24 protein-coding genes are annotated in these 25,314 nt (G+C 69.0%); 10 read left to right on the forward strand and 14 right to left on the reverse strand.

Translation table 11 applies throughout. From position 1 onward, the window contains the following. The first annotated feature begins 545 nt into the window (after positions 1-545). The 5 genes from ACWIGU_RS42675 to ACWIGU_RS42695 all read left to right on the forward strand — a co-directional run bounded on the left by ACWIGU_RS42675 (position 546) and on the right by ACWIGU_RS42695 (position 4,194). Complete coding sequence (locus ACWIGU_RS42675; RefSeq protein ID WP_454407266.1) at positions 546-812, forward strand: helix-turn-helix domain-containing protein; 267 nt, start codon at positions 546-548, stop codon at positions 810-812. After that, positions 749-1,063 carry a hypothetical protein gene (locus ACWIGU_RS42680; protein ID WP_454407267.1) on the forward strand — a complete coding sequence of 105 codons (315 nt, stop codon included), beginning with the start codon at positions 749-751 and terminating at the stop codon, positions 1,061-1,063. Before ACWIGU_RS42675 ends, ACWIGU_RS42680 begins: the two co-directional genes overlap by 64 nt. Before the next feature lie 159 nt (positions 1,064-1,222). Beyond that, positions 1,223-2,614, forward strand: coding sequence for a transposase (locus tag ACWIGU_RS42685; RefSeq protein ID WP_454407268.1), 1,392 nt, complete (start codon positions 1,223-1,225; stop codon positions 2,612-2,614). Positions 2,615-3,108: 494 nt separating this feature from the next. Continuing rightward, positions 3,109-3,336, forward strand: a complete 228-nt coding sequence (locus tag ACWIGU_RS42690; RefSeq protein ID WP_454407269.1) for a VOC family protein — start codon at positions 3,109-3,111, stop codon at positions 3,334-3,336. A gap of 168 nt (positions 3,337-3,504) precedes the next feature. Continuing rightward, positions 3,505-4,194 carry a type 1 glutamine amidotransferase domain-containing protein gene (locus ACWIGU_RS42695; protein WP_454407270.1) on the forward strand — a complete coding sequence of 230 codons (690 nt, stop codon included), beginning with the start codon at positions 3,505-3,507 and terminating at the stop codon, positions 4,192-4,194. 120 nt (positions 4,195-4,314) lie between these two features. On the opposite strand, the gene ACWIGU_RS42700 is transcribed toward ACWIGU_RS42695, so the two are convergent. The 12 genes from ACWIGU_RS42700 to ACWIGU_RS42755 form a co-directional block, all read right to left on the reverse strand. Further along, positions 4,315-4,758 (reverse strand): hypothetical protein, encoded by a 444-nt coding sequence (locus ACWIGU_RS42700; RefSeq protein WP_454407271.1) that lies wholly within the window; start codon positions 4,756-4,758, stop codon positions 4,315-4,317. Then, positions 4,695-5,066, reverse strand: a complete 372-nt coding sequence (locus ACWIGU_RS42705; protein ID WP_454407292.1) for a hypothetical protein — start codon at positions 5,064-5,066, stop codon at positions 4,695-4,697. The genes ACWIGU_RS42700 and ACWIGU_RS42705 overlap by 64 nt, the downstream gene beginning before the upstream one ends. Before the next feature lie 81 nt (positions 5,067-5,147). Then, positions 5,148-5,453: a hypothetical protein gene (locus ACWIGU_RS42710; protein WP_454407272.1), complete on the reverse strand. Its 306-nt coding sequence runs from the start codon at positions 5,451-5,453 to the stop codon at positions 5,148-5,150. After that, positions 5,446-5,580 (reverse strand): PAS domain S-box protein, encoded by a 135-nt coding sequence (locus ACWIGU_RS42715; RefSeq protein ID WP_454407273.1) that lies wholly within the window; start codon positions 5,578-5,580, stop codon positions 5,446-5,448. The genes ACWIGU_RS42710 and ACWIGU_RS42715 overlap by 8 nt, the downstream gene beginning before the upstream one ends. Before the next feature lie 262 nt (positions 5,581-5,842). After that, a complete protein-coding gene (locus tag ACWIGU_RS42720) occupies positions 5,843-7,384 on the reverse strand; it encodes an ATP-binding cassette domain-containing protein (RefSeq protein WP_454407274.1) in 1,542 nt (513 codons plus the stop codon). 22 nt (positions 7,385-7,406) lie between these two features. Beyond that, the gene (locus tag ACWIGU_RS42725; RefSeq protein ID WP_454407275.1) at positions 7,407-9,224 is read right to left on the reverse strand and encodes an ABC transporter permease subunit; all 1,818 of its coding nucleotides are present in this window, start codon (positions 9,222-9,224) and stop codon (positions 7,407-7,409) included. Between the two features lie 8 nt (positions 9,225-9,232). Next, a complete protein-coding gene (locus ACWIGU_RS42730) occupies positions 9,233-10,753 on the reverse strand; it encodes an ABC transporter substrate-binding protein (RefSeq protein WP_454407276.1) in 1,521 nt (506 codons plus the stop codon). A gap of 55 nt (positions 10,754-10,808) precedes the next feature. Next, entirely contained in the window at positions 10,809-11,093 is a 285-nt protein-coding gene (locus ACWIGU_RS42735; RefSeq protein ID WP_454407293.1) for a hypothetical protein, read from the reverse strand. Between the two features lie 443 nt (positions 11,094-11,536). Beyond that, complete coding sequence (locus ACWIGU_RS42740; protein ID WP_454407277.1) at positions 11,537-12,556, reverse strand: LacI family DNA-binding transcriptional regulator; 1,020 nt, start codon at positions 12,554-12,556, stop codon at positions 11,537-11,539. A 76-nt stretch (positions 12,557-12,632) separates the two neighbouring features. Then, positions 12,633-13,469: an ATP-binding cassette domain-containing protein gene (locus ACWIGU_RS42745; protein WP_454407278.1), complete on the reverse strand. Its 837-nt coding sequence runs from the start codon at positions 13,467-13,469 to the stop codon at positions 12,633-12,635. After that, positions 13,466-14,461: an ABC transporter permease gene (locus ACWIGU_RS42750; protein WP_356009764.1), complete on the reverse strand. Its 996-nt coding sequence runs from the start codon at positions 14,459-14,461 to the stop codon at positions 13,466-13,468. Before ACWIGU_RS42750 ends, ACWIGU_RS42745 begins: the two co-directional genes overlap by 4 nt. Positions 14,462-14,563: 102 nt before the next feature. Next, the gene (locus ACWIGU_RS42755; protein ID WP_454407279.1) at positions 14,564-15,589 is read right to left on the reverse strand and encodes a substrate-binding domain-containing protein; all 1,026 of its coding nucleotides are present in this window, start codon (positions 15,587-15,589) and stop codon (positions 14,564-14,566) included. Positions 15,590-15,860: 271 nt separating this feature from the next. Here ACWIGU_RS42755 and ACWIGU_RS42760 point away from each other — a divergent pair, with 271 nt between their 5' ends. The 3 genes from ACWIGU_RS42760 (at position 15,861) to ACWIGU_RS42770 (ending at position 19,942) form a co-directional block, all read left to right on the forward strand. Then, on the forward strand, positions 15,861-16,823 hold the full coding sequence (locus ACWIGU_RS42760) for a carbohydrate kinase family protein (protein WP_454407280.1): 963 nt from the start codon (positions 15,861-15,863) through the stop codon (positions 16,821-16,823). A 223-nt stretch (positions 16,824-17,046) separates the two neighbouring features. Further along, positions 17,047-19,608: a GH32 C-terminal domain-containing protein gene (locus tag ACWIGU_RS42765; RefSeq protein ID WP_454407281.1), complete on the forward strand. Its 2,562-nt coding sequence runs from the start codon at positions 17,047-17,049 to the stop codon at positions 19,606-19,608. Positions 19,609-19,648: 40 nt separating this feature from the next. Beyond that, positions 19,649-19,942: a putative quinol monooxygenase gene (locus ACWIGU_RS42770; RefSeq protein ID WP_454407282.1), complete on the forward strand. Its 294-nt coding sequence runs from the start codon at positions 19,649-19,651 to the stop codon at positions 19,940-19,942. Between the two features lie 909 nt (positions 19,943-20,851). Here the strand turns inward: ACWIGU_RS42770 and ACWIGU_RS42775 are convergent. Beyond that, positions 20,852-21,193 (reverse strand): hypothetical protein, encoded by a 342-nt coding sequence (locus ACWIGU_RS42775; protein ID WP_454407284.1) that lies wholly within the window; start codon positions 21,191-21,193, stop codon positions 20,852-20,854. A gap of 498 nt (positions 21,194-21,691) precedes the next feature. Then, entirely contained in the window at positions 21,692-22,597 is a 906-nt protein-coding gene (locus ACWIGU_RS42780) for a LysR family transcriptional regulator (RefSeq protein WP_454407285.1), read from the reverse strand. Between the two features lie 146 nt (positions 22,598-22,743). Here ACWIGU_RS42780 and ACWIGU_RS42785 point away from each other — a divergent pair, with 146 nt between their 5' ends. Both ACWIGU_RS42785 and dctA read left to right on the forward strand, forming a co-directional pair. Next, positions 22,744-23,862 (forward strand): PrpF domain-containing protein, encoded by a 1,119-nt coding sequence (locus ACWIGU_RS42785; protein WP_454407286.1) that lies wholly within the window; start codon positions 22,744-22,746, stop codon positions 23,860-23,862. Beyond that, positions 23,859-25,274: a C4-dicarboxylate transporter DctA gene (gene dctA / locus ACWIGU_RS42790; protein WP_454407288.1), complete on the forward strand. Its 1,416-nt coding sequence runs from the start codon at positions 23,859-23,861 to the stop codon at positions 25,272-25,274. The genes ACWIGU_RS42785 and dctA overlap by 4 nt, the downstream gene beginning before the upstream one ends. Positions 25,275-25,314: the final 40 nt, after the last annotated feature.

Genomic DNA, 25,314 nt, shown 5'->3' on the forward strand with positions numbered 1-25,314 from the left:
TCCGGATCTCAGTCGGGGCGGATCTCACGGGTGACCTGGCGCAGATCACGGCGCACCTCTTCGATCGCGAGCCCTCCCCAGCACCAGTAGCCGTTCTAGTCCAGTCCCGGCTTGGGCACGAGGGGTGTGCGGGACCGCCGGGTCGTGATGGAGATCGGGGTGCTCCCGCATCCCCAGATCCTCGAGTTTTATGTCCACCATTGACCGCTCCCGCCGTCCCGGGCCTGTTTCGGCTCGTGTCCAGCGCCGCAGCATCACGGAATCGCCACCTGGATCCACCGTCCCGCACCTGGCGGTCGATCGCATCCCGTTGCAAGCTCCGGTTACCGTCCCTCGCGAGCGGAGCGCCGCCGTCCTCGGACGCTCGCACCGGATCAGGCGCACGGGGGCGGACGCGGTTCTTCTACGCTCCTGGAGCTCCGGGACTCATTCGCAGTGCATCGGGCTTCAGCCCGATGGGGAAGCGAATCTGGAGATCGCGACGCGGAGCGTCGAGTCCGGTCTTCTGGGGCGGTGCCCGGGAGGGCCCACCTAGGGTGACGTTCATGCGGCTCCGGTACGCCTTCAGGTTGTACCTGGGGCCCCATCAACGCCTCGCGCTGGGCCGGGCGTTCGGGTGCCCACTTGTCGTGTTCAACGACGCGGTGGGCGCCCGCCAGGACGCCTACGCGGAGGGTCTGCCGTATCCGAAGGCCGCCGAGCTGTCCCAGAACTTGATCAGCCAGGCCAAGCGGACCGTGGAGCGGTCTTGGCTGAGGGAGGTGTCCTCGGCGGTGCTCCCCGCTGGTCGATCACCCCAACCGGCCGGCTGAAGCTGCCGAAGATCGGCGAGGTACGGGTGAAGTGGTCCCGCACCCTGCCCGTGGTGCCGTCCTCGGTCACCGTGCTCAAAGACAGTGCGGCCGGTACTTCGCGAGCTTTGTCATCGACACCGACCCGGCCCGCCGACGCCGCGCGGATGCCCGCCACCGACAAGGCCATCGGAATCGACCGGGGCCTGACCTCTCACTGGTGGGCTCGAACCGACCGATCGTCGATCAATGTGAAACAGGCCGCACTTTAGCCCCAATGCCGCGTAGTTAAGGACCGGGCACGGTCGTCAACTTGATCAGCGCCGTCGTTGCGGGCGGGATGCGTATGGGAAACGGGACCTCTGCTACAGCGGTGAAGCCGTCCAAGGTCTTCACGCTGAGCAGGGGTCCCGTTGTCCGAGCAGTCTGTCATGACCAGTTTCGTCCGCACCATCACCGTTGCGAGGGGTGTCTTCGCACCGGGGCATCTCGGGGAGTTGACGCAGTACCTTCCCTTCGAACTGGTCGACGACGTGTCGGGGCCGGTCGCCCAGCCCTGCACCCCCGGCGTGTGCTACCGGAAATGGCGCACGGTCGCTTTCGACGGCTGCAGCTCCCTGCGGGCCCCCGACCAGCCGCGCGTCCGTGCCGGGCTGGGCAAAATCCTGAACGCCGGCTACGGCCCGGAGGGGTACCCGCACCTGCGGCTGATGGCCTTGTGCGAGACCGGCACCCGCGGTCTGCTCGGCGCCGCCTTCGGCCCCACCAGCAAGGGCGAGACCCACTACGCCCGGCGGCTCCTTCCTCTGCTGAACGCCACGATGCTGTTGCTGGCCGACCGTGCCTTCGCCGGGAACGACTTCCTCGTCGCGGCCGCTGACACCGGTGCCCAGCTGCTGATCCGGCTCAACTCCCGCCGTCGGCCGACCGTATGGACCGCTCTGCCCGACGGCTCGTTCCTGACCCGGATCCAGGACCGAACCTTCCGCATCATCAACGTCGACATCACCGCCACCTGTGACGACGGCACCCGGATCGGCGACCACTACATGCTGATCACCACCCTGCTCGACCACCGCACCGATCCCGCCGAACAGCTGGCCCGCCTCTACCACGAACGCTGGGAGGTCGAGTCGGCCTTCCTCGCCCTGCGCCACACCCTGCTCACCGGACGCGTCCTGCGCTCCACCGATCGCTGCGGCCTGGAACAGGAACTGTGGGCCTGGCTCACTGTCCACCAGATCCTGCGCCGGGCGATGTGCGACGCGGCCGAAACTCGCCCCGGCACCGACCCCGATCGCCTCAGCTTCACGATCGCTCTCCAGACCGCCGCCGACCAGGTCATCAACGCCTCCAACATCACCGGCAGCGACGGGGGCATCGCGAAGGCCGTCCTGGCCGATCCGCTGCCGGCCCGCCGCTCCCGGATCAGTGCACGCAAGGTGAAGTGCCCGATGTCCCGCTACGGCACCACGCCGCATGAGACACGGCCGCTGACCAGCCGTTCCCTCACCCACCTGGGCATCACCGTGCTCGCTGCCGCCAAGCAACCCACCGCCCTGCCGCCGTCTCGTGCCAACACCGACCGACGCTCCCACGTCTTCCGACTCCTGGCGGCAGCCGATCCCGGCCAGGACTGGACTGCCCGGCAGATCGCCGACGCCCTCGAAATCGGCCACCTCCGCAGCCTCTCCGCACAGATGGGGCAATGGATCATGCAAAAGTTCCTGGTCAGATCAGGCCGAGGCCGCTACCGACTCCACCCCCAGTGGGCCAAGACGCCAGGAGACTCACTCGACTCGACAACCACCATCCCCGCTTAACTACGCGGCATTGACTTTAGCCCCGGGTGGTTGACCGCAGAGCGCACCGAGGTCGAGTACGCGATCGACGATGTGGAGCTGACTGGGTGTACGTGGGCCGGGTGTACGGCTGGGAACGGCACGGGGATCGACCTGCCGTTCCGACCGCTGACCACCGTGGACCCCATGCCGCGTACGCCTGACGTTGCTTTGAGGCAAGAGTGGCACTGCTGTGGCGGAGCAGTATCGTGGAGGAGTCTCTTCGGCGCGCCGTCTCTGCCGACCCCCGGTGCGAAAACCGGTGCGCCGGTGGCGGCCGACGCGCAGTTGTCTCGGGCCCGGTTGAGCACGTGCATTCCCTTGTTCGCCCCGTGGCAGGGCTTCCACAACGGCACTGCTGCGGTGCTCAAACAACCCTCACCAGGTGTTTCACAGGCGGACCCTGCGCGCCATAGCGCGGAAGTCGTGGTGACCGGCGACGTGCACAACTGCCAGAACGGCAGGAGGGCTCCACCATGGACATGAAACTCGAAGTCGTAGTGATCCCGGTATCCGATCTCGACCGGTCAAAGAGCTTCTACAAGTCGCTGGGTTGGCGGCTGGATGCCGACTTCGTCGCCGGTGACGGCTTCCGCGTGGTGCAACTGACACCTCTGGGTTCCCCCCTGCTCGGTGATCTTCGGCAACGGGGTCAGCTCGGCCGAGCCGGGATCTGCCGAGGGCCGCGGCTTCCAGGCCGGTGATGCCGCAGCTATCCGACGGCCAGCGAGATCTGGCTCCGGCTTCTGGAGACCCTCCGCTCGAAGCGGCGTACAAGCGAAGGAAGTTGAGAACAAACCGCGGCACAGCATGGGCCGTGGATCGCCCTCTGCGTCAACCGCAACAGGCTCGGACGAGGAGGAGAATATCCGATGGCGAAGCTGCTTTTCGTGATGACCGGAACCGCGTACTGGACGCTCAAGGACGGCACCAGGCACGCGACGGGATACTGGGCCGAGGAGTTCGCGGCCCCGTACAAGGCGCTCACCGAGGCCGGCCACCAGGTGGTGGTTGCCACACCCAACGGCGTTGTACCGACCGTGGACATGATGAGCCTGCGTCCCGACATGGCCGGCAGCGCTCAGGCCGCTCTCGATCTGGAGGCGATCATCCGGTCCGCAGAGGTGATGCGGCGGCCGATCCACTTGGCGGACGCCCGCCTGGAGGACTACGACGCCGTCTACTGCCCGGGCGGCCACGGCCCCATGGAAGACCTGTGCATCGATGCGGACGCCGGCCGGTTGCTGACCGCGGCCCTCGCCTCCGGCAAACCTCTTGCCATCGTCTGCCACGCACCGGCTGCGATGCTCGCGACCAGGATCCATGGCGTATCGCCCTTCGCCGGGTACCGGGTCACCGCTTTCACCAACGAAGAAGAGGACGCGGTCGGGCTGGGTCCGAAGGCCCGCTGGCTACTGGAGGACGAACTCATCGACCTGGGTGTCGACTTCACCAAGGGTGAGATGTGGCAGCCCTACACAGTGGTCGACCGGACTCTCTTCACTGGACAAAACCCTGCTTCGGCAGCCGTCTTGGCCGAAAGGCTGCTCAAAGTCCTCTGATGGGTTGTCGGCGAGAGGCCGAAACCTCCGTGTCCCGCTCCGCCCAGTATGCCTCGGCGGAGCAGGGCGCGTGTCAGGAAACGGTCGTGAGTTCGACCGGCTCGGACGGCGGTTGCCCTGTCACATGCGGGCAAGCATTTCATCGCGATCACGAGCAACAGCCGCGACATGTAACACGTGTGGCTGAAGGGGACCGCGCCGACCATCACCGTCACCGACGGCGGATACGGCGACGCACACACGGGATGCCCCGCCGGAGGCGGGCGGATTCAACAAATCGTCGTAACACGTACGCAGTTGCAGGGACGGAGTGCCGTAGCGGACCGCGTTGCCGACGAGCTCTGCGGGGCCCGCAGGCAGCGAGAGGGGCAGTACCCGATCTTGGGGCAGTGCCTTCGTGCGGGCGAGCAGCATCAGGTTCTCGCCGGCCCGGTTGCCGTCCGGGAGCGCGTGCGCGATGGCGTCGCACAAGTCCGGCAGGGGCCTTGTGCCGGCGCCGTTCAGGAGCGGGCGCAGTGGAACGGACGGCGCCAGGACCTCGTCCGCGAAGGCGGCCGTGCCCATCGCCAGAGTGCTTCCTTCGGGGAGGCTGACGGTGGTCGCGGGGAATGGGGCGTTGCCTGTTCCGGCGAGTGGGGCAGCTGGGGGACGGGCAGGTCGGCCGAGGCGCCGTCGGGGAACACCGCGACCGGCTCCGGGAGGCCGGCGCGGGCGATGGTGCAGGTGAGTTCGACCGGGTCGTAGATCGCGATGGCGCAGCCGGCGGCGAGCGGCTCACGGCTCAGGGGCTCCATGGGAGGCAGCGCTGCGCGCGCGGCCATGAGGCGGCCCGCGGTGTCGCTGAGGCGGGCCGGCAGTTCGTCGGGCTGCATGTCCAGGGCGGCGAGTGTGTGTGGACGGCCGTCCGCAGGAGTCCCATCGTGATGGCTGCGGCGATGCCTTGCCCTGCCACGTCACCGACGATCAGCGCGGTCCTGGCACCGGGCAGCGGGATCGCCCAGTACCGGAGTGTTGCTCAGCCCGTGGGCGGCGGTGCTCGTGCGGGCCACGCGCAGCTGATTGTCGAGGACGTGCAGTACGAGTGGGGAGCGGGCGAACATGGTCTTCAAGATCGCCACATCCTGACCCGACATGGTGTCCGCCGCCGACAGCACCTGCCACATCACGGAAGTACCTCGCAGCACCGGCTTGACCAGCACCGAGGCCGTCTCTGAGAACCGTTCCCGCTGCCGTTCGCCGTGAGCGGCGGCCTCACTCATGAGTGTGGTCACGGGACCGGCCGACGGCCTCCTCGGCGGACCACCCGAACAACTCCTCAGCCGGACGTTCCCACTCGACCACCCGGCCACTGTCATCGATGAGTACGAGCATGTCGCCGCTGGGCATTCGAAAGCATCTCCGCCGCCGTCCTTGCCCACCCCATGTCGACGACAGGCGCGCTCATCCGGCAGCTACACCGATTGGCTCAGCCCCCTTCCCACCAGAGCTGTCCAGGGCTCTTCGTCACTGCTGGTCCCCGGCGTCGTACGGTCGTGGTGGGGACCAGCAGCCGTGCCGGCTGGGCGGAGGCGAGGAACTCGCCTGGGTGGACATCGAGTTCGAGCCGTGCCACACGGTGCGGTCGCGCCCGAGTGGACGTGCGCATCCATCACGCGAACTCTCCAGCTGCGGTGAGGAGTTCACGGGTGTACGAGTGGCGTCCCTCGGGCGTTGCCAGCTCCTTCGCCTGCAGGGTCTCCACGATCGCTCCGTCCTTCAGCACGGCGACCCGGTGCGCGACCGAGGCCACCACGTCCATGTCGTGGCAGATGAACAGGTAGCCGAGCCCCAGCTTCTGTTGCAGCGACTCCAGCAGGTCCAGCACACCGGCCTGTACAGTCGGGTCGAGCCCGGACACCGGCTCGTCGAGGATCAGCACCTCGGGGTCGGAGGCGAGGGCCCGGGCGATGCCGACTCGCTGGCACTGGCCACCGGACAGTTCGTGGGGCCGGCGGGTACCGAGCTCGGGATCGAGGCCGACCTGCCGTAGCAGTGCGGCGACCCGGCCCGGACCGCTCACGTCGTCCCAACGCCCTTGTACGTGCAGGGGTTCGGCGAGCGCGTCGCGGATACGCTTGCGCGGGCTGAGCGAGCCGTACGGGTCCTGGAACACGGGCTGGATGCGCGGCCGCAGCGCCCGCATCTCCGCGTCACCGAGAGCGAGCAGGTCCCGTCCGGCGAAGCGGACCGATCCCGAGGCGGCGGGGCGCAGCCGCAGCACGGCCTCGGCGACGGAGGACTTGCCGGATCCGGAGGCGCCGATCAGCGCGAGGGTCTCGCCGCGTGCCACGTCGAAGGAGACCTTGTCGACCGCCGTCACGGCTGCCTCTCCTCGGCGCCTTCCCGGGTAGCGGACCGTCAAGTCACGTACGGTCAGCAAGAGGTCAGGGTCTTTGTCCGGCGTCGGCCGCTGTCGGCGTCGGGTCGCGTCGACGAGCCTGCGGGTGTGCTCCGCCCGCGGCTCGGTCAGGACGCGGTGCACCGGCCCGGTCTCCTGCACCGTCCCGCCGTGCAGCACCGTCACCCGGTGCGCCCAGCGGCTCACGAGCGACAGGTCGTGCGTGATCAGCAGCAGCGCCGCCCCCGACGTGGCCCGCTGCTCGGCGAGCAGGCCGAGGATCTGCTCCCGGACGAGCGGGTCGAGCGCGGTGGTGGGCTCATCGGCGACGAGAAGCCGGGGCCGGTACAGGGTGGCCAGGGCGATGACGGCGCGTTGTCGCATGCCGCCGGAGAACTCGTGCGGATACGCCCGGGCCCGACGCGCGGCGTCCGCAATGCCGACACGGTCGAGGGCCGCGACGGCGGCGGCCCACGCCCCCTTCTTGCTGAGCCCGCCCAGCGAGCGAAGTGATGCGGTCAGTTGATCGCCCACGGGGTGCATGGGGGAGAGTACCGACAGTGAGTCCTGTGGTACGAACCCGACCTCGTGCCCCCACAACTCCTGCTGTCCGCCGGGCTCGATGTCCCGCCCGGCGAACCGTACGCTGCCCGTCACCTGGGCCGCATGAGGCAGCATTCCGAGCGCGGCCCGCGCCGTCAGGGTCTTGCCGGCTCCGGACTCCCCGACGAGAGCGTGCGCCTCACCGGAGCGGACCTCGAGGCTCACATCGCGTACGGGGGTGCCCGCACCGCTCGGCAGTGTGATCGTCAAGTCCGTTATGGAGAGCAGAGGTTCAGCGGAGCCGGGCAACACAGGTTGATCCTTCCTTGGGACGGGTCATATGCGCGGTGTCCCGGCTCCGGGTCCGTGTGCTGCTCCATGACAGCGACGACCCGGACACCGCCAGTCCCGCCAACGCGGCCAGTGCCAGGGCTGGTGTGAGCGCCGCCCACGGGGCCCGCTCAAGGTAGGAGCGGGACTCGTCGAGCAGCAGCCCCCACTCCGGCGTGGGCGCCTGTGCGCCGAGCCCGAGGAAGCCCAGTGAGGCGAGCGCGAGCGCGGTGCCGGGAAGGCGCAGGACCGCGTGCCGGGCCACAGGGCCGGCGACGGCCGGCAGGATGTGCCGGGTCAGGATCCGCCCGCGAGTCGAACCGAGCGCCCGCTGTGCGACCAGGAACCGGGACGCCCGCACTTCGCCGACCAGCGTCGCGGCGTGCGCGGCCAGCGGCGGCCAGGAGGTGAGGAGGACCGCCAGGGCGGCGCCCGCGGCGCCGGGTCCGGTGACGCCTGCGACGACGAGCCCGGCGATCACGGGTGGCAGCGCGTTGGCGACATCCGCGAGGCCGGCCGAGAGGACCGGCAGGAACCCGAGTGTGAGCCCGACGAGCGCGCTCACTGCCGTGACGGCGGCGGCCGTGCCGATGGTGGACGCGGCGCCGTGCCCGAGCCGGGCGAGCACGTCCCGGCCGAGACCGTCAGTGCCCAGCGGATGGGTGGGCGACGGCGGAGTGAGCCGAGCCGCCGTGTGCACGGTGTACGGATCGCGCAGCAGTCCCGCGACGACCAGGGTGAGAAGAGCCACGCCGAGCCCGGCGGGCACGGCGACGCGCCACCATGCGCTGGTCGACGGCAGCGGTGCCGGCAGGGAGAGTTGTGCGTCCCGCAGGCCGGGCCCGAGCAGTCGGCGGCGAGCCAGGTGAGCCAGGGCTCCGGCTGCGAGCCCCAGCGCGAGCAGCGTGAGGACACACGCCTGCAGCAGCGGCACATCCTGTGACTTGGCTGCTCCCAGGGCGGTACGTCCGATCCCGGGGATGGCCAACACGGTCTCGACGGCGACCGCACCTCCAGCCAACCCGACTGCCACCAACCCGAGTTGAGGTAGCACGGCCGGCACCGCACGCCGCAGCCCGGCAAGTGCGATCCGCCATGAGTGGACCCCCGAGGCCCGCCACAGCTCGGCCCAGCGCTCCCCGTACGCGCTGGGCAGCGCGTCCGCGACGAGCCGTCCAAGGAGTCCGCCCGCCGGTACGCCCATGGCGAGCGCGGGCAGCACCATGTCCACGGGCCCGCTCCAGCCGGACGTCGGCAGCCACCCGAGCCAGACCCCGAGCAGCAGCAACCCCACGGTGGCGAGCAGGAATTCGGGCACGGATGCGAGCATCGCCGCCCAAGCCCCCGAATTCGTCCGTCCGGTCAGCGTCCCGCGGGCCCCGCGCACCACGGTCCGCGCGCACAGTGCGGCGGCGAGCGCCAGCGCCACGACCAGCGAAACGGCCATCAGAGCCAGTGACACGGTGAGTGCCGACAGCACGCCCGGCGCGACGTCCGTGCCCGACACCCAGGACCTGCCGAGGTCGCCGTGCGCCAACCTTCCCAGCCAGTGTCCGAATTGATCCAGCGGACCGTTCCCGAGTCCGAGGTCGTCCCGGATCGCGGCGAGTGCCTCGGGTGTTGCCTCCTGCTCGGCGGAGCGTGCCCGCAGCAAGCTCAGTGCCGGATCCTTCCCGGACAGCCAGGGCAACAACCCGACGCAGGCGACCACGAGGACCAGGCCGGCAATCCGGCTGAGTAGCGCCACGCCCAGGGCTGCGCGCCCCCGCACACGTATCATCGATGCCCTCACTTCACGTACGTGTCGAGGCCGATGAGCTCGCGCTCCCGCGGGTCCTTGACCGAGCCGACGACGTTCGCCGCGTCTCCTTGGATCACTCGCTCGTGCAGCATGGGAATCGCGGCGTCGGTCTTCAGTACGGCTGCCTCGGCGGCGATGATCTCGCGGCGTCGCTTGTCACCGGCCGGAGTGTCACCGGCCGTGTCCAGGGCGGTGTCCACCCCCGCATCGGCGAGCTGCGCGATGTTGAAGGAGCCGTCGGAGGCGAAGTCGCTGTACAGGTAAGCGGCCGGGTCGCCGGAGTCGAGAATCGTGGCGCGCGACAGGATGAAGGCGTCGAACTTCCCTTCCAGGGCGTCTGCCTCGATGTTGGCGTACTCGCGGATCTCCAGCTTCACCTTGAAGCCCGTCTTCTGCAGCTGCTGCTGCAACACGGCGGCGACTTCCGGGAGTTCGGCCCGGTCGGTGAAGGTGCCGATGGTGATCTCGGCGCCGGCCGGGCCTGCCGCCGTGGCCTGCCCGCTCACTTCGCTCCGCAATGTGCCGGTCCAGGGCAGGGCGGGCCCGAGCAGTCCCTTCGCGACGTCGGCGCGCCCCTCGTACACGCCCTCCACGATCGAGCGGGTGTCGATGGCCTCCCGGGCGGCAGCCCGGAGCCCGGCGGCGCGGAACGGTCCCGACTCCGTATTGAGATAGAGGGTGTTGGTGCGTGGCATCGGCACCTCGGTGATCTGGTTCTTGTTGAGGAGCGAAGCCTGTGCGACGGGAATCGCCTCGACGATGTCGGCCTCGCCGCTGCGCAGCGCGGCCGCGCGCGCGGTGCCGTCGGGGACGTACTTCACGTCGATCCCGGCGGCCTTCGCCCTTCCGCCCCAGTAGTCGTCGTACCGGTCGAGCGTGGCGAAGCTCGTGCCGCCTGATTTGGTCAGCACGAACGGCCCGGTCCCGGCGCCCACGGGGTTCACGGCCTTCTTCCCGTACGCCTTCGCGGCCAGGATCGACAGCTGCGGTGAGGACAGTCGCTGGGGGAGGAGCGGGTCCACGTCGGCCGTGGTGATGCGCACGGTGTCCGTGCCCCGGGCCGCGACTCTCATCGCGACGCCGTCGAGGATCCGCGGTTTGGGCGAGGCGGAGGCGGCGCGCTGCAGGGACCGTACGACGTCCGTCGCGGTGAGTTTCGTGCCGTCGTGGAAGGTGACGCCCTCGCGCAGATCGAAGGTCCACGTGCGGCCGTCCTGGCGCCACTTGGTGGCCAGCATCGGCTCCGCGTCACCGTTGGTGTCGAGCCGTACGAGGGTCTCGGCGGTCGACCAGCGGGAGAGCTTGAACGCGTCGTCGCTCAACGGTGAGAGGCCGGAGCGTGGTGGCTGCATCATCGCGACGCGGATCCGCGAGTCAGCGCCGCCCGCACCCACGGATCCCGCGGAGGAGGCGAAACAGCCGGTGAGCAGTGGCGCAGCAATGACGGTGGAGGCGAGCAGGCCGCGCCGGGAGGCGGCGCGGCGGACGGTACGGGCAGGCGTGAGCACGGCACATCCAAGCAATGGTGGAGTAATGGAAAGGCAAAGTTGCGAGATAGGGAACTTAGCAGATGATAATCATGTTCACAAAGCTCGACAGAGCCGCACCGTCGGCGGCGAGCCGCTCGAGGAGGCCGCCCAGGAGTTCTTGTGTGGGGACGTCGACGCCGGTGAACGGTTCGTCCGGGAGGGGCAGTCGGGGGCGGGTCGCGTTCCGTGAAGCCGGACCCCGGCAGCAGGTACACGTCGGTCTGTGCGGGGTGCCCTCGGCGAGCGTGCGGGTCTCGTCCAGCGTGAACGCGTCGCCCTGGCCGAGGCGCTCCGTCACCACGGCCGACTTCACCAGCACCCCGTTCCGCCTGGGCGTTGGTCCGTCGCCTCAGGCGCTATGCGGCCCGAGAGGTCTTCCACCTGGTCGAACAGCCACAGTCAGGACCCCGCTCATACGGGCTGTGACATGTGATGGTCACTGCGGCCCCCCGCCGGCCGGTGCTGGCAGAGGGCCTCAGCGTTCGCGGAAGGGGCCCGTTGGGCCGACGGAGCCGGGACGGTACGGGACGTGGTGGACGGCGCCCCGGTGTGCCGTGTCCGCCCAGCATTTGAGAGCGCCGCTTGCGCAAGCCAGGTCGTAAGGTGAGCCGGGCCGCGCTGATGGAGTCCTTCTGGGGCCCGGCGACACGACGCGACTCCATACCAGTCGGGGCACGTCAGAGTCTCCACCGATCCCGGAGCGCCTCACATCGTAGGTATCACCGAAACTTGACCTACGTATAGGGGCAGGCGCGTTCGGGTCTACGCCGGCACTGGCTGCTCGCCCGATCCGCGGACGATCAACCGGGTGGGAACGGTGATGGTGCGGGCACGGGAGCGGTCGCCGTCCAGCCGGGCCAGGGCCGTCGCCGCTGCTGCTCTGCCGATTTCCTCGGGGTCCTGGGCGACGACGGTCAGGGCTGGTTCGAGCACATCGGCCAGGGATACGTCGTCGAAGGCGACGACGGCTACGTGCTTCTGTTTGCGGCGGGCGAGTTCGGCGACGATTCCCAGCGCCATGATGTTGTTGCCGGCGAACAGGGCCGTGGGGGGATCGGCCAGGTCGAGCAGTTGACCGGCCGCTGCCTCGGCCCCCTTCTGGTCGTGGGCGTTGGCGACGAGTGAGCGGTCGTGGTCGATATCGGCTTCCTGGAGGGCCGAGCGATAGCCGGCCAGACGCTCACGGCGCGTGTAGAGCTTGGTGGGAAGGTCGCCGACGAAGCCGATGCGCCGGTGGCCGTGGGCGATGAGGTGGGCGACGCCGTCGTGAGCGCCCGCGCGGTTGGAGCTGACGACGCTGTCCGTGGCCAGGCCCGATCCCGGACGGTCTATGAACACGATCGGCAGCCCGGTGGCACGGTGGGTCTTGAGATGGGCGTGGTCGGCGCCGACGGACGGCACGACCATGAGGATGCTGACGCGGCGGGCGAGGAACTTGTCCGTGAGCGCGCTCTCGCGGTCGGGGTCGTCGGCGGAGGAGCCCATGAGAAGCGTCAGGCCGCGGTCTCGGACGGTGTCCTCGATGCTCCTGGCGACGGTCCCGAAGAAGGGGTTGGCGAGGTCGGGGATGACCAGTCCGATCGTGGTGTCGGGACCGCCGACGCGGATGTTGCGGGCCATCAGGTTCGGTTGGAAGCCGAGTTTGGTGACGGCGGCGAGCACCTGTTCCCTGGTCTGCGCCGAGGCGGGGCCGTCCTCGTTGAGGACACGGGAGACGGTTTTGGCGCTGACGCCCACTTCACGGGCGACGTCTGCCAGGGTCGGGCGGCGGTTCGCTGCCATGGAGGAGATGGCCCCCTTGCTCGTCGGTTCCGGCCGCGAGCGCGGCCGGAACCTGTGAGTGTTTTGGTTTGTGTGGTCAGTTGGCGCGGACTCCTGCGGCCTTCGCAGCCTCGGAATCCGCTACGACAGTATCCCCGGCGGCGTCGAGTGTGAGCGCGCCGGTCATGATGGCGACGACCTCGGCCATGGTGTAGTCGGCCGGATTGATCACAGCGGCGCGGCGGCCCAGCCTGTGGACGTGGATCCGGTCGGCGATCTCGAAGACGTGCGGCATGTTGTGGCTGATCAGGACGACGGGCATGCCCTTGTCACGGACCCGGCGGATCAGGTCGAGGACCTGACCGGACTCCTTGACTCCGAGGGCGGCGGTGGGTTCGTCCATGACGACGACGGAGCGCGCCCAGGCGACGGAACGCGCGACCGCGACGGCCTGGCGCTGCCCGCCCGAGAGGGTCTCGACCGCCTGCGTGAGCGAGCGCAGACCGATCTTGAGGTCGGCCATGTGCTCGGCGGCCTCGTAGCGCATGCGCTTCTTGTCCAGCATGCGCAAGACACTGCCGAGGACGCCGGGGCGGCGCAGTTCACGGCCGAGGAACATGTTCGAGGCGATGTCCATGGAGGCGGCCACGGCGAGGTCCTGATAGACCGTCTCGATGCCGTGGGCGCGAGCGCTCTGGGGACCGGAGAACTGGATCGGCTCGCCGTTGAGACGTATCTCGCCCTCGTCGGGGGCCACCGCACCGGTGAGGGCCTTGATCAGGCTGGTCTTGCCGGCTCCGTTGTCGCCGATGACCGCGAGGACCTCGCCGGGCAGCAGGTCGAAGTCGGCGCCGTCGATGGCGGTGACGTGGCCGTAGCGCTTGACCAGACCGCGGGCCTGCAAGACGGGGGTGGGGGTGCTGGTGGCGGTCATCGGGCCCTCTTCCGGGAGATCTGGTCGACGGTCACTGCGAGGATCACCAGGACTCCGGTGATCAGCGTCTGGTAGATGGAGGCGACGCCCATCAGCTGGAGCCCGTTGCGGAAGACGCCGACGATGAGGACGCCGATGAACGTGCCCAGGACCGATCCCCGTCCGCCGAAGAGGCTGGTGCCGCCGAGGACCACGGCGGTGATGCTGTCGAGGTTGTCCGTCTGGCCGGCCTGCGGGTCGCCGACTCCGGTGCGGGAGACGAGCAGCAGGGCGGCGATGCCGTAGATGAGGCCCGCGACGGCGTAGATACCGATGGTCAGGCGGGAGGTGCGGATGCCGTTCAGGCGCGCCGCTTCCTGGCTGTTGCCGAGCGCGTAGACGTGCCGGCCCCAACCGGTGCTGCTCAGCGTGTAGGCGAGGAGCAGGAACAGGGCGACGGTGACCAGGGAGCCGTAGGTGATGTCGGTGTGCCCGAGCGGGAACGTCCGCCCGAGGGCCGTCAGCGGCCCGGGCAGGTTGGTGATCGTCTGTTCCTCGGAGTATATGTGCGTCAGCGCGAACGCCACATTGAGCATGCCCAGGGTGACGATGAAGGGCGGCAGCGGGATCTTCTGCACCAACAGCCCGTTGAGCAGCCCGAATCCTGCGCAGACGGCCAGGCCGAGTGCGACGGCGACGAGCGGGGGCAGCGCACCTTCGGCAGCCATCTTGGCTATCACGATGCTGCCGAACGCCATCACCGCACCGCACGACAGGTCGATGCCCGCCGTGAGGATGATCAGGGTCTGGCCGATGGCGAGGGTGCCCACGACCATGACCTGCTGCACGATCAGCGAGAAGTTGCCGCCCGTGAGGAACTGGTCGGTCGATACGGAGAAGAAGGCGCAGGCGAGGAGGAGGGCGACCAGAGGGCCGGTGGTCGGCGCTGTGAGCAGTCTGCGGACCGTGGTCGGCGCCTTGAGCTCGGCGTACGGCGTGGTGGTGGCTGTCATGCGAAGTCCTTGTCGGAAGACAGAAGTTGTTCGTGTCCGTCCGTGCCGGCGGACGAGGAAGGGACGACGGGCAGGTGATCCGGCCTGGTCGCCGGGCAGGCTCTAGCCCCAGCAGTTCTTCAGGCCGAACCCGGTGTCCTTGGACGTGGCGCCGGCCTGCGGCTTGTCGGTGATCAGGTTGACGCCGGTGTCGGTGTAACCGGACGCCTTCTTGCCGTTCTTGGCGTACTTGATGACGGCATCGACACCTTCGGCGGCCATCTTCAGCGGGTACTGCTGAGAGGTGGCGGCGATCTTGCCGTCCTTGACCGCCCGGGTCCCGGTGCAGCCGCCGTCGACGGAGACGATCAGAACTTCCTTCTCCCGGCCCTTGGCCTTGAGCGCGGTGTAAGCGCCCAGGGCGGCGGGTTCGTTGATGGTGTAGACGAGGTTGATGCCGGGGTTCTTCTGGAGGCAGTTCTCCATGGCGGTCTGGCCCTTGGCCTGGTCGCCACCGGTGTCCTGGGAGCAGACGATCGATTTGTCCTTGGCGTCGATGCCGAAGCCCTTGAGGAAACCGTTGTGCCGCTGGACGCCGACCGAGACCCCGGGGGCGAGGTCGAGAGTGGCTATCTTCGCAGTCTTGCCCTTCATGGCGGTCTTGGAGTATTTGCCGATGAGTTCGCCGGCGCGGAGGTTGTCGGTGGCGAAGAGGGCGTCGGCGGCGCTCTGTGGATCGGTCGGGGTGTCCAGGGCGATGACCAGGACGCCCTTGGCGCGGGCCTTCTCGATCGCCGGGACGATGGCCTTGGAGTCGCTCGGGGTCAGCAGGATGCCCTTCACGCCGGAGGCGACCATGTTCTCGATGGCCGTGACCTGCCCGGCGTTGTCGCCGTCGAACTTGCCTGCAGCAGTGAGCAGTTGAGCGCCGTGCTCCTTCGCGGCCTTCTCCGCCCCTTCCTTCATCTTCACGAAGAACGGGTTGGTGTCGGTCTTGGTGATCAGGCCGACCTTGACGTCGCCCGATCCGCCGCCGGCGGCGGAACTCGATCCGGAGCCGGATCCGCAGGCCGTCAGGGTGAGGGCGGCAACTGCGATGACGGCGACGGCTCCTGGAACGGAGCGGGGTATACGCGTGTTTCGAGACATGGCGACTCCTGTGGGTGGCGAACGGCACGGGCCGGGTTCACGGGTGCGGCTGCTCGGCGGTGTCATCGTTGACTTATGTCATCGTTGACACTGCCTGGCGAGGATGATGGACTCCCGATCCCGGCAACGTCAATGCCTTCCGCCCGTCACAAATCGGCAACGGTCATCGAGCGTCGACCCGCCGCTGATGACCGCCGATTCTGCGGAGCCGAATGGCAGTTGTGCCGTGAAGTGCCCTCCGTGTCCGTACGTTCCGAGAGAAGAGCAGCCCATGACCCCACGTCAGATCACCGTCCTGGGAGAGTGCGTCGCCGACGCCTTCACCGAGCCGGGGCATGCCTCGAACGAACTCGTGTTGCGCGTGCAGCCGGGAGGCGGACCGGCGAACACGGCGGTGGCGCTGGCCCGGCTCGGTACCTCGGCCCGGCTCCTGGCCCGTCTGTCCGGGGACGTCTTCGGCCGACTGTTCCGCGGCCACTTGGAGGCGTCCGGTGTTGATCTGACGTACACCGTCGAGGCCGACGAGCCCAGCACGCTGGCAATAGCAGAACTGGATGCCCAGGGGCAGGCCGCGTTCTCTTTCCATGCGCAGAGCACGGCCGACTGGCATTGGACGGCCGAGGAGTTGGCGCGGGTGGACATGTCCGGGGCCGCCTGCGTGCACACCGGTTCCCTGGCTCTGGTGCGGCAGCCCGGGGCGGCGGCGGTGGAGGAATTCCTGGCGGCGGCAGCCCCTGACGCGACGATCAGCATCGACCCCAACGTCCGGCCGTTGCTGGTGCGGCCCGAGGTCTACCGCGCCCGGTTGGCGCACTGGTGCGACCTCGCCGACGTGCTGCGTCTGAGCGAGGACGACCTGGGGCTCCTGCTCCCCGACGCCTCGCCCGAGAAGGCGTGCGACATCTGGCACGCGGCGGGCGCGCGGCTCGTGGTGATCACGCGAGGTGCCGCCGGCGTCCTGGCCTCGCTCGACGGTGAACGTTTTCGGGTGCCCGCCGTGCCGGCGGTCGTCGCCGACACGGTCGGCGCGGGGGACTCCTTCACCGCCGGGTTGCTGCACCATCTCGGCGTCGGCGGATTCCTGGGCGGCCGGTTGTCGAAGATCCGTCTCGACGACGTGGCGGACGCCTGTCGGTTCGCCTCCCGTGTCGCGGCTCTGACCTGCTCGGTTCCCGGCCCCAACCCGCCGTGGCGCAGGGAGTTGGAGCAGCTCGCCGCGAGCGAGCGCGTCTGACGGGCGGATTGTCGCCCAGCGGCGCGTTGCGCCCGAACCGTTGACGCGGCGACCGGACTGCGCTCATCATCGGCTCGCCACGATGTCATCGATGACACAAGTCATCGATGACATATCCTCCTACCCGTGCCGTGGACGTTGGTGCGGGCGAGGAGCCCCTTCCGATCAGTCCGCGCCGGTCAGCAGGCCCGCTGCGCGGACCGGCCGCAGCGCAGGAGACGCCATGAGCCCTGTACGTGTAGTCCGGCATGCCCACAGACGGCTGATCGCGGCGACGGTGACCGTCTGCGCCCTCTCCGCCGCCCCGCTGACTCCCCACGCCGCAGCATCCGACGCGCCCCCGTACTCCGAGACATACCGGCCCCAGTTCCACTTCACCCCGCAGAGGAACTGGATGAACGACCCCAACGGCCTCGTGTACTACAGGGGTGAGTACCACCTCTTCTACCAGTACAACCCCAACGGCAACTCCTGGGGTGACATGTCCTGGGGTCACGCCGTCAGCACGGACCTCGTGCACTGGAAGCAGCTGCCGCTCGCGCTGTCGCACGACGACAACGAGATGGTGTTCTCCGGCAGTGCGGTCGTCGACCGCGACAACACCACCGGGTTCGGCACGAAGCGGAACCCGCCCATGGTGGCGATCTACACCAGCCTCGACAAGGCCACCGGCATACAGGCGCAGTCGCTCGCCTACAGCACCGACCGAGGCCGCACCTGGACCAAGTACCGGGGCAATCCCGTCCTGGACATCGGCTCCAAGGAGTTCCGCGACCCGAAGGTTCAGTGGTACGCGCCGACGAAGAGCTGGCTGATGACGGTCTCGCTCTCCACCGAGCACAAGGTGCGCTTCTACTCGTCCAAGAACCTCAAGGACTGGAAGGAGCTCAGTGAGTTCGGGCCGGCCGGCGCGACGGGCGGGGTGTGGGAGTGCCCCGACCTGTTCCCCCTCCCGGTCGACGGGGACAAGAAGAGAACCAAGTGGGTGCTGGTCGTCAACCTCAACCCCGGTGGCATCGCCGGGGGTTCGGGCGCCCAGTACTTCGTGGGCAACTTCGACGGCGAGAAGTTCACGGCCGAGGACACGGGTTCGTACACCCCACCGCCCGGCACCGTGCGGCAGGACTTCGAAGGCGCCGGCTTCGGTACGTGGACGAACAGCGGCACCGCGTTCGGCGGCGGCCCCGCGGCAGGTGCCGTGGACGGACAGAGCGCGGTCACCGGTTTCGACGGCTCGGGCCTCGCCAACAGTTTCCACGGCGGTGACCGCACCACCGGCATCCTCACCTCACCCCAATTCGCCGTCGACAGCGCCTACTTGAATTTCAAGGTCGGCGGCGGACGGCACCCGCACCGGGACGGAACGGTTCTGGAGCAGGGGGATCCGCCCGCAGGGACGGCCCTCGCCGACTTCGAGGGCGGCAGCTACGGCGACTGGACGACGACCGGCGACGCGTTCGGCCCGGCACCGGCCACCGGCACACTCCCCGACCAGCAGGAGGTCTCCGGGTTCCTGGGCAGCGGTCTGGTCAACACCTTCCGGGACGGCGACTCCACCACCGGCACGCTCACCTCGCCGGAGTTCACCCTCGACAAGGACTACGTCAACTTCCTTGTCGGCGGCGGCAATCACCCGGCCGGTTCCGAGAACCCCACTGCCGTAGAACTCCTCGTGGACGGGCAGGTGGTGCGCAGCACGACCGGCAAGGACACCGAGGCGCTCAACTGGGCTTCCTGGGACGTCAAGGACCTCGCGGGCAAGAAGGCGCAGATCAGAATCGTCGACGACAACACCGGCGGCTGGGGCCACCTCAACGTGGACCACATCGTGCTGTCCGACGCCAAGGCCCAGCCCGTCTCCCAGGAGACAGCCGTCAACCTGATCGTCGACGGCAAGGTGGTCCGCACCGCCACCGGCTCCGACACCGAGACCCTCGACTGGGCCTCCTTCGACATGCGCCCATACGCAGGCAAGAAGGCGCAGATCCAGATCGTCGACATGAACACCGCCGGCATGGGCCACATCCTGGCCGATCAGTTCACCGCCGCCGACGCGCCCGCAGAGTCCGTGGTGCAGCGCGCCGATTGGGCCGACTACGGCAAGGACTACTACGCGGCCGTGTCATGGGAGAACGTGCCGGGCGACAAGCGCTACATGATCGGCTGGATGAACAACTGGGAGTACGGCGGCGCCATCCCCACCTCTCCCTGGCGGAGCGCGCAGAGCATCCCCCGGCAGATGACCCTGCGCACCGTCGACGGCCGGATCCGGCTGTCCAGCGAGCCGGTCGACAGCCTCTCGTCTCTGCGGCAGAAGACCGCGGTGACGGCGACCGGTGTCACAGTCGTGAACACCTCACAGCCCCTGGGCGGCCCGGCGGCCACGGGGAAGGCACTCGACATCGAGGCGACGTTCTCCCTCAAGGACGCCGACCGCTTCGGCCTGAAGGTGCGTACCGGTGCCGGAGGCGAGGAGACCGTCATCGGCTACGACACCACCACACAGGAGCTGTACGTCGACCGCACCCACTCCGGTGCCGTGGACTTCAGCGACGCCTTCCCCGGCGTACAGCGCGCACCGCTGAAGGCGAAGAACGGCAAGGTGAAGCTGCGGGTCCTCGTCGACTGGTCGTCCGTCGAGGTCTTCGGCGGCAGCGGCGAGGCAGCCATCACCGACCAGACCTTCCCTGACCCGGCCAGCCAGGGGGTACAGGTCTTCGCCGAGAACGGCTCGGCGACCCTGGACCAGGCCCGTGTCTGGCACCTGAACCCCTACCGCGACTGACCCCGACCTTGCAGGAATCGACCCCACAGGACACGACACCATGAACAAGACTCTGCTCGCCGAATTCACCGCACGTGAGGGCGCGGAGGCCGACGTCGCCCGCCTGATCCTGGAGTACGCCAAAGAGGTACGCGAGGAAGACGGCAACCTCGCCTTCGAGGTCTACACCAAAGCGTCCCGGCCACGCGCCTACTGGATCTTCGAGGTCTATCAGGACGAGGCGGCCTTCCAAGCGCACCTCAAGGCACCCTACGGCGGCCCGTTCAACATCGCACTCGCCCCGCTGATCGAGGAGGACGCCTCGGTGCTGACCTTCCTCAACCCGGTTACCTGACGTCGGAGGCATGGCGGGCGCGATGTCAACAGCGACGTCAGACCGCCATGCCCCCATCTTCCAGACCGTCAAGGACGTGACGTGCTGCCCTTGCCGAAGAGCTGCAGGCCGAGGGAGTCCGTGCGGGACGGGTGGCGAGCAGGCGTGCAGGGCCGACGGGTTGCCGGTGCTCTTTGACGACGCGCATGCGCTCGGCACCACCCAGCAGGCCCTGATGGCACACGCGGTCATGAGCCTCAGGCGCACGCCGCAACTGCTCGCGATAGGCGTCAAGCAGGGGCCGGGCCGCTCCAGTCGACCCGGAACAGCGGTCGAGGGGACGGCCAGGATCACGATGTCGGCTTGTGGCACGAGCGTAGGCAGGTCGGCCATCGCACACGCTGGCGATCCAGCAGTTGGTCTCCTCAACCACCCGCACGTAAGGCGGCAAGGCCGGGTTGGGCACCATAAGCGAGGCGACGACTTCGCGTACATCACGGGTCAAGCCGACGGCCCGCCGACCCTGCCCGGATTCATGCTCGTCGACTGCACCCCTGCAAGGCTTTCGATGTCACCAGCGCTTCCCACAGTAGGGGTACCCACCTGAAAAGCGCGACGCGATCGAGTGGGTGCGGTCGTCGGCCGGACGGTGACCGAGGTGCACGGGAGCTCTGGATCAGCTCGGAGTCCCTGCGGGGCCGGGTGAAGACGGCTGGCTTGTACGGGTTGCCGCTGACCTGCACGATGTCATCTCAGGAAGGGAACTCCGCACCAAGTAGGGTGCCGGCGGCCCGGGTCCGCCTGTACGTGCGCGGTGCAATCCACAGTCCGACGGGTGCCATGGCTCCACCAGCCCGGGGTGGTTCGGTCCGGGCCGCGGCTCGCGACGAGAGATCTGGCGTCGATCAGGCGCGGGTGCAGGACCAGGGTTCATGGGCGACAAAGCGCGAGAGCCGCTCGTCTGTCCACCTCCTGCTTCCGCACCGTGAAGTCCCATCGGGGATCGGCCGCGATGTGGCGCGCTCCTGCGTTCAGTGCAGCCGCCGAGGTCAGCCCTTGCCGGGTTCCCGTCTCGAACCGTTCGACGAGCACTGAGAGCGCGATGGCACGTTCGCCGAGTGTGGTGTTGAGGTGTCCTGTGCTGCGCACCCAACCTATGCGCAGGACCTCACGCGCGTCGGATCGTTCCACCACGGAGAGGGAGGCGACTTCCTCCGACGCCGACGCGTCGGGGACGCCCAACGGCTTCAGGATGAACACGGGCCGTGTCACGGCGCCAGGGAACATCCACCATTTTGAATTCGCTGGTCACGGGGTTGGTGTGGGTGGTGGGGTCGTGTACTCGCGCTGTTCGGGGGGCGATTGTCTGGCCTCGAGATCGGCAGGGCACGCAGGAGCGTGGTGGCGTGAGCGACGTGCAGGCGGAGCTTGGTGAGGATGCGCCAGACACTTCAGGTGGGCCACCTCAAGATCGCCGTCGAGTACGGGCACGCCGCGCACCCGGACATGCGCTGCCCTGGATCCGCTGAGTGGGCGGACCGTCCCCACGCCGCAGTGGCAGATGTCGACCCTGCCCTCGGCCTGGTCACTTCCGGAGTCGACGCTCGCCGCGCTCAGCTCGGATCCCGTGGTCCTTCCGGATCACGCCGCCGAACCCGGCGTATGGCCAGGGTTGCTTGCCGCCCGTTGCTCAGGTCCAACACCGGAGTGGGGGCCTGGATCGGCGGCGGTGCGCGCGACGGTTCCGTGACCGTTGGGCGTGGTTCGGCGTCAGAGGGTTCGGGCCGCAGCGGCGTCGCGGAGGAGTCCGGCGAAGGTCAGGGCGGCTGGGGTGAGCGGGTGGTCGGTCATGCGAACCAGGAGGATGCGGCGGACTGGGGCCGGCGGTTGGAGGGGCAGGACGGTGACGCCGGGTCGGATGCCTTCCAGGGCCAGGGTGGGGGCGAGGGCGACGCCGATGCCGGCGGCGACCATGGCCTGGGCTTCCTGGTAGTCGTGCGCCTCGTAGGCGATGTGCGGCTCGAAGCCGACGGCACGGCAGCCGCGGACGAGGGCTTCGGCCACCGGGTGATGTTCGGCGCGGGTGATCCAGGGGTCGTCCGCGAAGTCGGCGAGTGAGGCGGCGGCACGGCCGGCGAGTGGATGGTGGTCTCCGACGAGAAGGGCCGGCGGGTCATCGAGGAGCGGCGTGACGACGATGTCCTCGCGGTCGATGCGGCTCCAGTCGTAGTCCCACATCAGCGACATCTCGATCTCCCGGTTCTCCAGCATCGTCCAGAGCCCGGCGATACGGGCGCTGCGGACGGTCAGCCGTACGTCGGGGTGGGCGTCCCGGAACGCGATCACGGCCTGCGGGAGGAGCGAGGCGCCGACGGTGGGGAAGGTGCCGATACGCAGCGTGCCCGCGCGCAGGCCCGCGAAGTCGGCGAGTTCGTTCTCCGCGGCCCGCAGTTCGCGTTCGATCCGTTCCCCCCGTTCGGCCAGCGCCCGTCCGGCGTCGGTGACCGTGACACCCCGGGCGTGGCGCTCGAGGAGGGGCTGTCCTGCCTCCGCTTCCAGGCGGCTGATCTGCTGCGACACCGCTGACGGCGTGTAGTTGAGGGCGCGGGCGGTCGCTGTCACCGAGCCGCGCCGGGCGACCTCGGTGAACAGCAGGATGCGCCGGACGTCCAGCATGCCGCTACCTCCAGCGTTCACTTCAACTTAATAGCTATGCAGATTTCCGAGATTGTACTTCACGCTGCCGTAACCCACCGTGGAGGACACCACGCACGGCGAGACCGTCGGTGGGCATCCCCTTCCATGTCTGTGAGGAGTCAGTTGTGCTGCGTCTGCAGGGCGAGATGATCCGTGGAGGTACCAGCAAGTGCTGGATCTTCGACCACCGCGACGTGGTCGCCACGGGCGTGGAGGTCGATGCCCTGCTGCTCGCCGCCTTCAACGCCGCCGACCCCCGTCAGATCGACGGCGTGGGCGGAGCTTCTTCCACCACCTCCAAGGCCGCCGTCGTACAGGCGTCGGCCGAACACGGCGTGGATGTCGAGTACGCCTTCGCACAGGTAGGAATCGGCGACGAGCGCGTGGAGTGGGCCAGCAACTGCGGCAACTGCGCCACCGCCGTGGCCCTGTACGCCGTCCACCACAAGCTCGTGCCGATCACATCGGACACCACCACCGTCCGCATGCTCAACGCCAACACCGGGGCCCGCCTCACCGGCACGATCCCCACGCCTGCGGGCGAGGCTCCGGAAGAGGGCACGGCCGTGGTGCCCGGTACCTCAGCGCCGGGTGTGCCGGTCCTGCTCGGGTTCGAGGACCCGGCGGGCTCGACGACCGGCCGCGCACTGCCGACCGGCCGGGCACTGGACGAACTGACCGGTCCGGACGGCCTTGTCGAGGCGTCCCTGGTGGACGCCGGCGCTCCGGCCGCGCTCTTCGAGGCCAAGGCGTTCGGCCTCGACGGCACGGAATCCCTCACCGAGTTCGCCACCGCAGTGCCCGCGCTGACACTGCTGCGCCGCCAGGCAGCGCTGGCCATGGGCCTCGCCCAAGAGGACGGTCCGGTCAGCCACGCGGTGCCGAAGGCGGGCATCGTCGCCCGGCCTGCCTCTTATCGCACCACACAGGGCATACTCATCAGCCAGGACGAGTACGACCTGGCCGTGCGCATGGTCTCCATGCACGCCCCGCACCCGGCGATCGGCCTGACCTCCGCCGTGGCCCTCACCGCGGCCGCGGCCACCCCCGGCACCCTCGCCCACCGCGTCGCCCGGCAGACCGCCGACGGCACGCTGCGCCTGGGCACCCCCGCCGGCGTGATCACCACCCAAGCCGTCCCCGCACCGGACGGCGCGTCCCCCACGGTGCTGCTGCACCGCGCCGCCCGGCGTATCGCCCGAGCCGAACTCCTCGTTCCCGTCCTGGAAGGACGCCCCGCATGAGCCGCAACGAAGCTGCCCCGGGTACCGTCACCGCACCACCGGGCCGCATCCGCCGGATGCTGTCCCACCTCTACATCCAGTGCCTGATCGCCGTCCTCCTCGGCGCCGCCGTGGGCGGGCTGTGGCCGTCCGTCGGCGCCGACCTCAAGCCGCTCGGCGACGGTTTCATCGCGCTGGTGAAGATGCTCATCGCGCCGATCATCTTCTGCACCGTCGTCCACGGCATCGCCTCCATGGGCAACGCCCGCGCGGTCGGCCGCGTGAGCCTGAAGGCTCTGGTCTACTTCGAGGTGCTGACCACCGTGGCCATGGTGATCGGCCTGGTCGTCGTCAACGTCGTCAAACCGGGCAGCGGTCTGCACGTTGATGTCTCGAGCCTGTCCGCCAAGGGCCTGCCGCCGGAGGCGTCCACGGCCCACGAGGGCTTCGCCGAGTTCGTCCTCGCCATGATCCCGGCCACCCTGGTCAGCGCCCTGACCGGCAACGAGATCCTGCCGGTGCTGCTGGTGTCCGTGCTGTTCGGCTTCGGCCTGCACGCCAGCGGAGAGGCCGGCCTGGGCATCGCCCGGGGCGTCGAGAAGTTCTCCACGGTCCTGTTCACGCTCATCCGCTGGATCATGCGGCTCGCCCCCATCGGCGCGTTCGGCTCGATGGCCTTCACCATCGGCAACTACGGTCTGGGCACCCTGCGCCACCTGGCACTGCTGGTCGGCTCGTTCTGGCTGACCGCCCTCTTCTTCGTCCTGGTCGTCCTCGGCACCGTGATGCGCCTGAACGGATTGCGGCTGCTGCCCTTCCTGCGCTACATCAAGGAAGAACTGCTGATCGTCCTGGGCACCTCCTCCACCGAGCCCGTCCTGCCGCGCATGATGGCCAAGCTTCAGCACGTGGGCGCCTCGAAACCGGTCGTCGGCATCACGCTGCCCGCCGGGTACTCCTTCAACCTCGACGGCACCGCCATCTACCTGACCATGGGCTCGGTCTTCCTCGCCCAGGCCCTCGGTATCGACCTCAGCCTCACCCAGCAGCTGGCCATGCTCGCCGTCATGCTGCTCACGTCCAAGGGCGCCGCAGGTGTCACCGGCTCCGGCTTCATCGCCCTGGCCGCCACCCTCAGCGCTGTCCCGCACGTTCCCGTCGCCGCCCTCGCGCTGATCTTCGGCATCGACCGGTTCATGTCCGAAGCCCGCGCCCTGACCAGCGTGGTCGGCAACGGCGTCGCCACCCTGGCCGTCGCCCGGTGGGAGGGCGAGCTGGACGAGGAGCGCGCCAAGGCCGTCCTACGCGGAGAGATCCCCTACGCCCCCGCCCCCGATCCCTCCGCGGTGACAACCGAGCCCGATCCGAAGCAGACGCCCGCACCCGAGGCGATGCCCGAACCAACCCGCGACCCGGTCCCCGCCGCAAGCTGATAGTGCGTGGGCGGGCCGGCCCGGAGCAGCGCTCCGGGCC

The sequence above is a fragment of the Streptomyces sp. NPDC055400 genome, assembly GCF_053644375.1.